Raw genomic sequence first — 9828 nt, forward strand, 5'->3', positions numbered from 1 at the left:
CCATGATACCTCTTAAGATCTGTTTTCTGCCTTTGCTTATCTTGTTGCCGGTCGACCAGGCCACGGCAGCGGCCTGCAGGCTGGACCATGCTGCTTACCGGGAAAGTCGTTCCGGTGCAGCGATCCAGTTCAGGCCCAAGGACAAGGCGAAGGACGCTGCGCTGACGACCGGCTTGTTTCAACTGCGTCTACCCAACGTCTCCGAAGTGTTCGAAGGCGACATCACCTGGAACGCGGGCAGCAACGCGCGACCTGACGGTGAAATCAGCCAGGCATGCACACCAGATGAAAGCGCCGATGGCGGCGGATGCTGGCTCTGGACCGGAAATATCTATGGTCTGGGCGAAAGCAGCGCGAACCTGCTGACGGACGAGGATATGATTGCGCCGAAGGCCATATTGCTCGCGGATTTCGGCCGATCGCTCGCCATGAAAGAGACTTTCGTCCAGGCCAATCCCGCTCTGGCAACCTATGACGTGTTTACCCTGACGGGGTGCCGTCCCTGACCATCTGCCGGCTCAGCCGCCGGCACCGTCGTCCATGGGTGCATCCGTGATCCACTCATAGGCCCTGGTGCATGATTGCAGTTCGGCGCAGTTCGGTACGATCAGCATCGGCGCCACGACGAAGGTCGCGGCAATGAGCATTTGCAGGCACAACCGAACAGCCCTCACCTTTTTACAGATCACCCCCACACCGATGAAATAGAGACTTTGCGCCAGGCAAACACCGACGAGAATCTGGCGTAATCCGCTGGTTTCCAGCTCGTATGGCGTAAAATGCCCATCGGGGAACCCCATCATGCTGAGTTCTACCGCGCAGAACAAAGCCAACAACAGGCCTGTCAACCCCCATATGATTGCAGCGGTTCTCAAGGAAATGTTGAGAGCTTTGCCGTCGGAGGTCGGCGGAGGCGATGTAACTGTCACGACTGATTATTCCGTTGAGGGAAGGGTTGTAGGGCCAGGCGCATCAAGATTCGCTCATGCAGGTGTCGTTCAACAAAAGACTCGGATCGCCGGGATGTGAAGGCAAACGGACATTGTTGCAAACGCTGTTCGCTGCTTCCGGTCATTGCACCCGGTGATAAAAACCGGAGAACGTGACGCCCATGCCCCCACACTCACCATTGTCGTCGGCACGCAAATAAGGCCCGGCAAGCCGCATGCGCAATCGGCATGCGGTCTCCGGGCCTTGATCGAACGGTAAAGTTTCCCCACCAGTAGCGGTGAACGCGAAAAATGCGCGACCGACGGTGGCGTCAGGTTTGATCCTGGCCGAGAACGATCCGGTATTGACTGCGCCGCGCTTGACCCGCCCCGGATCGCTGCCGCCAAAGGTCGCATCGCCTTCAATCTCCAACCCTCCGCTTGCTGCATCGCGCTTCACAGAGATGTTGTGCTCCTCTCCGAAACTCCATTCTCCCGTCCAGTCGACGGCGTCGGATGGAGGCTTGATATCAAGCCCTGTTTCCGGCAGCCAACCGACGTGACCGCGGTCGTTGCTGTCGAAATAGATTGCGCAGCGAAAGCCACCGGCCCGCGCAGCGATGACAACGGTATTGCCGCCGACGAGATAGTCGGGTTCCCGGCAACGCTTGACGGCCGCCGGACAAAGGCCATCGTCCGTATTTTTCAGGAAATGCAGTCGGGTGATGTTCGATCGGACGGCGCCGAGGGCCAAAACTTCGTCGGCCTGGAAGCTGTCCGTGTTACAATCGCGTTCGCTTGCCATGAGCGCCTGTCCTGCCGCCAGGGACAGCAGACTGGATATCATGACGGCAAGGCATTGTTTCATGACGAGAACCTCTGGACGAAACATGAGGGATGGTACTGTCGGCAAAGCGATTGTAAACAGGCTTTAAAATCTGACCGTTTTGTGCCGCACACCGATCCAGGTCGAGGCACGGTTTCTCATTGGCTTATTTGCGCGATTTGGCGTGCCGCCAGGCTAGCCATTCAAAATGCTCGGTCAACGCCCCATCGAAACACATGCTGACGTCACAGGATGAAGTCACCCGCATGCAGTGCGATATGGCCCTTCAGCTCGATGGAGAAATCGGCGTGCGTGTCGCCATCGGCATCACCCTGGACGAAGGTGCTGCCACCCTTGAAACTGTAGCGCAGCTCGCCTGCGGCGCCGAAAAAACCCAATGTGCCGATGAAGGAGAATTTCTCGTTCATACCCGACAGGTCAAGCCTGTCATGCTGGGCGTGGCTGAAATCCTGGATCAGGTCTCGCCCGGCTTTAGCGATGGTGCTGTCGGTGGTGGTGGCGAAGAGGAAATGATCGGCACCACCATCGCCCTTCAGGATATCGCGCCCGGCATCGCCTTGAAAATATTCGGCGTATTTACCCCCGGTCAACGTGTCGTTGCCGTTGTAGCCCTCAACTGTTCCGCTGACGATCATCCCGTTCGCGCCACTATACGTGTCATCGCCACTGCCGAAAAAGATCGTGCCAGTCATCTTGCCGTTATTGGCAATCGCTTGGTCACCGGTTGCGAAAGAGCCATCGTAGGCGGAATTGTTCTCGCTATCGGTGACACCGTTATTGATAAACTGGAAGTCTTCGGAGCCGGCTCTTTTCACTGACGCTTCTGTAGAGTCGATTTCGCCGTTATTGACCAGCTCCGACGCGCCGCTTGCGGCACTGCCGGTAAGGTAGATGCCGTACTCGGCGTCAATAATGCCATCGTTTTCGACCGTGCTGGCAAAGCCGAACACCATGACCCCATGGTAGCTCGTGCTAGCAATGGTGGCATTTTCGCCAATGGTCACTTGCTGGCCGGAATCCAGAGCCGAATCATCGCCAACGGAAATCGCAAGATACGAAGCAACAACGCTGCCCTCCACGGTGACCGAATGGTTTGAGCCTGTCCCGTAGACGCCGGCGCCGAGAGTGCCGGTGCTGCTGATAAAGCCGTTTACCCCGACATAGACGTCATCCGTTTGGCCGAGAGCGACCGGAATACCGGAACTTGAGATCGTCGTGTTATAGATTTGCAGTGCCATGGACATTCACTTTCAAAGGAGAGATGCGATTGCCGGTGACAGGCAAACGCACATGCTGGCGTCACAGGATGAAGTCACCCGCATGCAGTGCGATGTGGCCTTTGAGTTCGATTGCGAAATCGGCGTGCTTGTCGGCGTCCGTGTCGCCATAGATGAATGTGCTTCTGCCCTCGAAACTGTAGCGCAGTTCGCCTTCGTCGCCGGAAAAAGCCTGGGTTCCGATAAACGAGAATGCCTCGTTGGTACCGCTGCTGGAGACTGCGGCGTCGATAAGCAGCAGGTCTATCTTGTCGTGCTGGATGTGGCCGAAATCCTGGATCAGATCGCGGCCGGCCTTGGCAACCGTGCTGTCGGCGGCGGCTGTGAAGATGAAATGATCGGCGCCAGCACCGCCCTTCAGGATATCGCGGCCGGCATCGCCTTCGACATATTCGGCGAATACTCCGCCGGTGAAAGTGTCGTCGCCGGCACGGCAATATGTGTATCCACCGGTGATCCTGCCGTGCGCGCCGTTGTAAATGTCGTCGCCACTGCCAAGGTAGATGGTTCCGGTCATTTTGCCGTTATTGGTCAATATCTGAGCGCCTGTGCAGGTGACGCCGTAATACGCTGATGATGCACCGTCGGTTCGGACCGTGCCATTGTTTATGAAGTGGAAATCTTCGGGGCCGTTTCTCTCGACGGCGTCGAACTTTGTCGCATGGACGATGCCATTGTTCACCAGCACGGACGTGCCGGTTCCCGTCCAACCCGGAACGAAAGCGTCCATGGTAATGCCTTCGGCTCCCAGGATAACGCCGTTGTTCTCCGCGTAGCTGTTGTAGGCGCTTATCCCGATGGCGTAAGATTCCAGGCTGTGGACAGACGCATGTTGTCCGATGACAAGTCGTTGATTGGATTGGGTTGAGAGGACGTTGCCGAGCATGATCGCCCAATCCTGCGCGAGAACCCTGCCTTCAATGGTCACGGATTGGTTCGAGCCTGCTCCGCGAATGTCATAATTGTTGTCCGTGCAGCTGATAAACCCGTCCGGGCCGATATAGAGGTCGTCAGTCGCGCCGATATTGATCTGCGTACCTGCACCAATAATATTCGAATTGTAGATTTGAAGTGCCATGCTTTTTCTTTCAAACGAGAGATGCGACGCCGGATGACCGGCGATCGCCCGGAATTGTTGCCTCAAAGAATGAAATCGCTCGCGTGGAGCGCGATATGGCCCTTCAACTCGATCGAGAAATCGGCGTGCTTGTCGCCGTCAGTATCGCCCTGGACAAAGGTGCTGTTGCCCACGAATTTGTATTGCAGCTCGCCTTCGGCGCCGGAAAAACCGTCCGTGCCGATGAAGGAGAATTTCTCGTCCGTTCCGGAGCTTGAAGCCTCGGCGTCAATGTCTGAAAGATCGATCCTGTCATGCTGTGCGTGGCTGAAATCGGAGATCAGGTCGCGCCCGGCTTTGGCGATGGTGCTTTCGGCGGCATCGACAAAGATGAAGTGATCGGCGCCACCGCCGCCCTTTATCAGATCGCGGCCGTCACCCCCTTGAAAATATTCGGCATATTTTCCGCCAGTGAACGTATCGTCGCCGTTGAAACCGTGAACCGTTCCGCTGACAATCATCCCGGTCGCGCCGCTATAGACGTCGTTGCCGGTGCCAAAAAATATCGCGCCGGTCATCTTGCCATTGTTGACGATCGTCTGATCGCCGGTTGCGAGAGAGCCATTATAGGCAAAGCTCGTTTCGCTATCGGTGACACCGTTGTTGGTAAACTGGAAATCTTCGGAGCCGGCCCTCTGCACAGACGCGTTTGTCGCGTCGATCTTGTTGTTGTTGACCAATTCCGATGCGCCGCTTGCAGCATTGCCAGCGAGGTAGACGCCGATATCGCCATCGATGGCGCCATCATTTTCGACGGTGCTGGCAAAACCGTCCACCACGATCGCGAAGTGGCTGGTGCTGACAACGGCGGCATTTTCGCCGATGATCACCTGCTGGCCGGAATCCGACGTTGCGCTGTCGCCGAGATAGATCGCATTATCAAGTGCGACAACGCTGCCTTCGACGGTCACGGAATGGAAGGCGCCCGTTCCGTAAACGCCAAAGGTATCGGTGCTACCGAGAAAGCCGCTGGCGCCGATATAGACGCTATCAGTGGTGCTGAGATTGGACTGAATTCCTGAACCGATGGAATTTGAATTGTAGATCTGCAGTGCCATAAGCGAATTTCCTTCAAGAATTGGCGCAATTTTGATCGTGTTTTCCCGTCCCCTCACCAGGCGGCACAGCTTCTTTGCTGGTCTCGCCGAGCAAGGAGGTAACCGGCACATGGCCGTGTCGAAAGCGTGCTTTACGCGTTTGAAAGTGCTTGCGAGTGTCCCAAATGGGATGCATGGGGCATTATTTTCTCGATCGCGAACAAATGCCGGTGGCCGCGCGTCGATTGCTATGCAAACATATTTTTCGGGGCTTCTCTTAAGGATGACGTATGGGCGATGAACTGCTACCCGGTCTCGAGGCGCTAAACGCCGCGATCGCCCGTCTCTATGATGCCACCGTCAATCCCGAACTCTGGCCCGAAGCGCTGGACAATGTGGTAAATCTCTGCGGTGCTTGCGGCATCACCGTTTTTCCGATCGTCGACAAGGGGCTCGCCAGACAGCCGGTTTCGCCCTTCTATGTCAGCGCCGACGTTCAGGAAGCCGGGCAGGTCTACTACGAAGAATGGATCGAGCGCTGCCCAATCAATATTTATTTCGAAAGAAATCCGACCTTTGACAGGCCGGTCTTCGACGTCGATGTGCTGGACGAGACGATATTCAGACGAGATCCGTTCTACAACGAATTTGGCCGATATTATCAGTTTATGCATGGCGTGATGCGCGCCACCCGGCCGAGTGCCACACATGCCGGCTTCGCAATGATCTCGGCATTTTCGAGAACCGACGAATTGCCATCGGCCAGCAAGCTGAAGGTCTTCGAGATCTTGTCCGGTCATGCGGCGAGGGCGATTGTTATGCATGCTCAACTCGCGGGGCAGGATAATACGTTCTGTGGCCTCGCCGAATTGCTGGCCAACCAGAATTGCGGTGTTTTCCTCATCGACACGACGGGCGGCGTCGTAGAGGCGAACAGCAGGGCGATGGCCATGTGCGGCGATGGCTTCCGCCTCGGCCAGAGGCAGTTGCGTGCCTGCGTTCCCGGCGATCAACCCGCAATGGACCAGCTGCTGGCTCGGGCGCTCAACCCGGATTTCCGCAATATCGCCAATGCGCCAGTCGCGCTTCGCCGGCCCAATGGCAAAAAGCCGATACTCATCAATGCCATTCCCCTGCGCCGCCGCCCGGAAACCGCCTTTTCAGGATTGCTGCATGCCGGCAATGGCGCTCTGGTCGTGGCGATCGATCCGGATGCCAGCGACGCGAAAAGAAGTCAGAACCTGTTTGCCCTCAGCGGCCTGACCCCGACCGAGTCTCGCCTCGCCTCGATCATCGGTTCCGGAATCAGCCCGGAATATGCTGCCGAAATCGCTGGAATGTCGGTCGGCACCGTCCGAAACCACCTCAAGCGAATCTTCTCCAAACTCGACATCTCCCGGCAAGGCGAACTTGTGGCGCTGGCCGGGAAGCTTTCGATTATCAATGACGGCAGCCTCCACTGACGGCGTAGAATGCCTTCCGAAGAATTCACCGTTGCCGAACGTCTTGTGTTTGCTGGACGATTTTTTCTTTTGCCGATTTACCAGGGATATTGAATGTTTAATGATACGCGCACCGGTTTCGACAACATCAACAGCGCGATCGGCCTTCTCTACGACGCCGTGCTTGCCCCTGACCTCTGGCCGCGGGCGCTGGATGATGTCGCGGCCCTGTCCGGCGCGATGGGACTGATGGTAGGCCCGATCCGACAGAATGAGGCCACGCCCTTCGTTTATGCCAGCAATCCGCTGGAGGAGGCCTGTGCCAGCTTCTCCAGGGACTGGTATTCCTCCTCCCCCTTCATGGTCTATGAACGGCGCTCGCCCGTCATGGGGCGATGCATATGGGATGGCGACGTCTATGCATTGGAGGATATGAAGCGGCTGCAATTCTATCAGGAATATGCAAGGCCGTTCGACATGGCCCATTGCATGATGCGCGGCACCGGTCAGATCGCCGCCTCCGGGCGCTATGTGATGATGGCGCCGTCGCATGTGGCTCAAGGCGTGCCTGATCCGCATCAGCGGCGTGTCTTCGAGACACTGACCGCCCATGCGGAAAAGGCGTTGGCCATGTCCCTGCGCGTGAATGCTGTCGGCGAAGCGCTTGAGGGCGCGTGGTCGCTGATGGATCGAGGCGATTGCGGCATTGTACTGCTGAATAGGTCCGGAACGGTGGTTGCAGCCAATGACGTCGCCCACCGGATGGGCGACGACGGCTTCAGGATCGTGGACGGAAAGATGATTGCAAGCTTGCCCGGCCAGCGGGCGGAACTCGACCGTTTGCTTGGTGCGGCGCTCACAACGTCCGCCGGCCAGCGGCCGGTTGGTTCGGTGGCGCTCAAACGCCGGACAGGCAAGAGGCCGCTGCTCGTCAATGCGGTACCGGTGCGCGCCCAGTCGCGGGATCTGTTTCCGGCGTGCCTGGCGTCGGCCAGCCTCATGATCATCATTGTCGACCTGGACAGCGGCGGTGCGCCAAACGTATCTTCCCTGTTCCGGCTGCTCGGCCTGACCGAAACAGAATCCCGCGTGGCGGCCACGCTCGGCACCGGTGAAAGCCCGGAAACCGCAGCCCGGAAACTGTGCATATCCATCGGCACCGTCCGCAATCACATCAAACGGATATTCTCAAAACTCGATGTCTCACGTCAAAGCGAGCTGGTGGCGCTGGTGGCGAAGCTTGCAATCCTGCCGGATGACGAGGCGCAATCTTTCGGTCGGGCCGCGTATGACTGACATATGCGGCTTTCGTCCGTCGGCTATTTCAACACGACATCGCCTCCTGACGACCACAACTTGAATTTCCTGTCTCGTCGCCGCATCGATGCGGTGTCGGCGGAGCGGCCGCTGCTGCGTGTCGAGGGCAATCTCGCTCGATCGTAACGCATGGAAATCATGTTGAGTGATTTGCTCTTATGCGAGCCAGCAGATCCTCGATCGGCCTAAAGCAGGAAGTCATGCTGCGTGAGCTTCGTGACATCGTCGACCTGCAGGGCGAAATCGGCATGCCTGTCCCCATCGACGTCGGCATGAATGAGGATGTGCGAACCCTGCTTCTCGTAGCGCAATTCGCCGGCCTTGCCGTCGAAATCGTGCTCGCCGAGGAAGGGGAAGGACTGCATGCCCTTGGCCTTGCTGCTGGCATCAATGGCCGAAAGGTCGATATGGTCGCCGGAGGCGAAGTCGAGGATCGTGTCGCGGCTCGATGCCTTTGCCGTGCTGTCAGAGAGATTAATGAAGGCGAAGGTGTCAAGGCCGGCGCCGGACAGCGTGTCGGCGCCATCCTTGCCGGCTAGCGTGTTGGCGCACTGATTGCCGGTCAGGGCGTTCTTCAGCTCGTTTCCGGTGCCGTTGATCTTGCCCTTGCTCGTCAGCACTGCTTTCCTGCCGGCGAGCTCGTGTCGGTCGATGCGCGCGAATGATAATCGGCGCCAGCGGAGTTTTGCTTTCTACGTTACTTTTTGTCCGTCTCCGTCGACTGAACGAACTCCTGGTGCAGCCGCTCCAGATTTTCGCAGATGAAGCGACCAAATTTGGTAGCATCGGTGGATTTCAGGGCGATTGAGTAATTCTTGCCGCTGCTTTTGAACTCGGCTCGGACGCTTGCGTCGGCTGCTTGCCACTCACCACCAATCTTCAGCCGCTTTGCCGGCCGGCCGGCTTTCTTGATCTCAGCAGCGACAAACTCGAAGCGCGCGTCTGATGCCAAAGCCGCAAATGCCTCACGCGAGATCAGTTGCTTTGCCAGAGCCAGCGTCGATGGCTTTTCGATCTGCTGGGCAAGGTCTATCCAGCGATCACGCCCGATGGACTTCGAGGCACCGATTGCGGCGACGATATCCCCCGGCACGCGGCTGGAGACGGACAGCATCCGCGTCAGCATGGGAGCGTCGACGGCCAGCGACGCCTGGATGATCGGCTTCGCATGCCCGAGATCGAGCAGTTTCTGCGCAAACATCGCCCGCTCGATAAAGGACAGATTTTCGCGGGCAGAGTTTTCCTGTCCCTGGGCGACCACATGGTCGGCATCGGAGATGTTTTTGACGATGGCGCGGACCTTCCTGCCGAGATCCCTCGCCGCCCGCGCGCGACGGTGGCCGAAGACGATCTGATAACGGCTGGCTGCTTCCGGATGTGGACGCACCAGGATCGGCGTGTCCTGGCCCCGCTCCCTGATGGCCTCGACCAGTTCGGAATAGGCAGTGTCGTCATCGCCCATGCGATCGGAGACGAAGGAGTTGTCGAGATCGGCGACGTCCAGCTCGACGATCGACTCTCCGGAAAGCCCCTGATCCGCGAGGGCGGCCTTTTCGGCGAGCTCGTTCAACGAGTTCACCATGGATCGCGACGCCCCGCGCGTGGCATATCCCGGCGTCGCGCGGCGCTCGGAGCTTGCATTTTGCGGTGCGGTTATGTTTGCGAACACATCTTTGCGAGCCATGTCAAAGTTCCATCAAGGTGTTGAAGTCATTGCAAGAAAATTCGCTTTGTACGGCTGACAATTGTCTAGAGCGCGCCGCACCTATTTGGAGCCATTCTGTTGGCTSAAGCGGAGTCGYCTGTTGGGCCGGCMGGCGCGYGTCGTACCAGACGTACGGCCAAGCCGGCCGGCCCAACAG

General features: G+C 57.9%; 11 protein-coding genes. 4 read left to right on the top strand and 7 right to left on the bottom strand.

Going from position 1 to position 9828, the window contains the following annotated elements:
* Positions 1 to 2: 2 nt before the first annotated feature.
* Entirely contained in the window at positions 3 to 506 is a 504-nt protein-coding gene (locus AC1DYF_RS31500) for a hypothetical protein (RefSeq protein WP_477881655.1), read from the top strand.
* 12 nt (positions 507 to 518) lie between these two features.
* On the opposite strand, the gene AC1DYF_RS31505 is transcribed toward AC1DYF_RS31500, so the two are convergent.
* From AC1DYF_RS31505 to AC1DYF_RS31525, 5 genes are all read right to left on the bottom strand, one after another.
* Complete coding sequence (locus AC1DYF_RS31505; protein WP_477881657.1) at positions 519 to 929, bottom strand: hypothetical protein; 411 nt, start codon at positions 927 to 929, stop codon at positions 519 to 521.
* A gap of 142 nt (positions 930 to 1071) precedes the next feature.
* Entirely contained in the window at positions 1072 to 1734 is a 663-nt protein-coding gene (locus AC1DYF_RS31510; protein ID WP_477881659.1) for a hypothetical protein, read from the bottom strand.
* A 266-nt stretch (positions 1735 to 2000) separates the two neighbouring features.
* Positions 2001 to 3014 (bottom strand): calcium-binding protein, encoded by a 1014-nt coding sequence (locus AC1DYF_RS31515; RefSeq protein WP_477881661.1) that lies wholly within the window; start codon positions 3012 to 3014, stop codon positions 2001 to 2003.
* Positions 3015 to 3075: 61 nt separating this feature from the next.
* Entirely contained in the window at positions 3076 to 4131 is a 1056-nt protein-coding gene (locus tag AC1DYF_RS31520; RefSeq protein ID WP_477881663.1) for a M10 family metallopeptidase C-terminal domain-containing protein, read from the bottom strand.
* 62 nt (positions 4132 to 4193) lie between these two features.
* Positions 4194 to 5228 carry a calcium-binding protein gene (locus AC1DYF_RS31525; RefSeq protein ID WP_477881665.1) on the bottom strand — a complete coding sequence of 345 codons (1035 nt, stop codon included), beginning with the start codon at positions 5226 to 5228 and terminating at the stop codon, positions 4194 to 4196.
* A 269-nt stretch (positions 5229 to 5497) separates the two neighbouring features.
* On the opposite strand from AC1DYF_RS31525, the gene AC1DYF_RS31530 reads away from it, so the two are divergent.
* From AC1DYF_RS31530 to AC1DYF_RS31540, 3 genes are all read left to right on the top strand, one after another.
* Complete coding sequence (locus AC1DYF_RS31530) at positions 5498 to 6670, top strand: helix-turn-helix transcriptional regulator (RefSeq protein WP_477881667.1); 1173 nt, start codon at positions 5498 to 5500, stop codon at positions 6668 to 6670.
* Between the two features lie 93 nt (positions 6671 to 6763).
* Positions 6764 to 7945, top strand: a complete 1182-nt coding sequence (locus AC1DYF_RS31535) for a helix-turn-helix transcriptional regulator (protein WP_477881669.1) — start codon at positions 6764 to 6766, stop codon at positions 7943 to 7945.
* Positions 7946 to 7948: 3 nt separating this feature from the next.
* Entirely contained in the window at positions 7949 to 8092 is a 144-nt protein-coding gene (locus AC1DYF_RS31540; RefSeq protein ID WP_477881671.1) for a hypothetical protein, read from the top strand.
* A 59-nt stretch (positions 8093 to 8151) separates the two neighbouring features.
* Here AC1DYF_RS31540 and AC1DYF_RS31545 read toward each other — a convergent pair whose 3' ends face one another.
* Both AC1DYF_RS31545 and repB read right to left on the bottom strand, forming a co-directional pair.
* Complete coding sequence (locus AC1DYF_RS31545) at positions 8152 to 8586, bottom strand: M10 family metallopeptidase C-terminal domain-containing protein (protein WP_477881673.1); 435 nt, start codon at positions 8584 to 8586, stop codon at positions 8152 to 8154.
* 77 nt (positions 8587 to 8663) lie between these two features.
* On the bottom strand, positions 8664 to 9650 hold the full coding sequence (repB, locus tag AC1DYF_RS31550) for a plasmid partitioning protein RepB (RefSeq protein ID WP_477881675.1): 987 nt from the start codon (positions 9648 to 9650) through the stop codon (positions 8664 to 8666).
* Between the last annotated feature and the right edge of the window lie 178 nt (positions 9651 to 9828).

It is taken from the genome of Rhizobium sp. P2_G9 (assembly GCF_056403475.1).

Excerpts from the sequence above, each read along its gene's own strand:
- AC1DYF_RS31500 (WP_477881655.1), top strand. The coding sequence starts at position 3 with ATGATACCTCTTAAGATCTGTTTTCTGCCTTTGCTTATCTTGTTGCCG.
- AC1DYF_RS31510 (WP_477881659.1), bottom strand. The coding sequence starts at position 1,734 with ATGGCAAGCGAACGCGATTGTAACACGGACAGCTTCCAGGCCGACGAA.
- AC1DYF_RS31515 (WP_477881661.1), bottom strand. The coding sequence starts at position 3,014 with ATGGCACTGCAAATCTATAACACGACGATCTCAAGTTCCGGTATTCCG.
- AC1DYF_RS31520 (WP_477881663.1), bottom strand. The coding sequence starts at position 4,131 with ATGGCACTTCAAATCTACAATTCGAATATTATTGGTGCAGGTACGCAG.
- AC1DYF_RS31525 (WP_477881665.1), bottom strand. The coding sequence starts at position 5,228 with ATGGCACTGCAGATCTACAATTCAAATTCCATCGGTTCAGGAATTCAG.
- AC1DYF_RS31530 (WP_477881667.1), top strand. The coding sequence starts at position 5,498 with ATGGGCGATGAACTGCTACCCGGTCTCGAGGCGCTAAACGCCGCGATC.
- AC1DYF_RS31535 (WP_477881669.1), top strand. The coding sequence starts at position 6,764 with ATGTTTAATGATACGCGCACCGGTTTCGACAACATCAACAGCGCGATC.
- AC1DYF_RS31540 (WP_477881671.1), top strand. The coding sequence starts at position 7,949 with ATGCGGCTTTCGTCCGTCGGCTATTTCAACACGACATCGCCTCCTGAC.
- repB (WP_477881675.1), bottom strand. The coding sequence starts at position 9,650 with ATGGCTCGCAAAGATGTGTTCGCAAACATAACCGCACCGCAAAATGCA.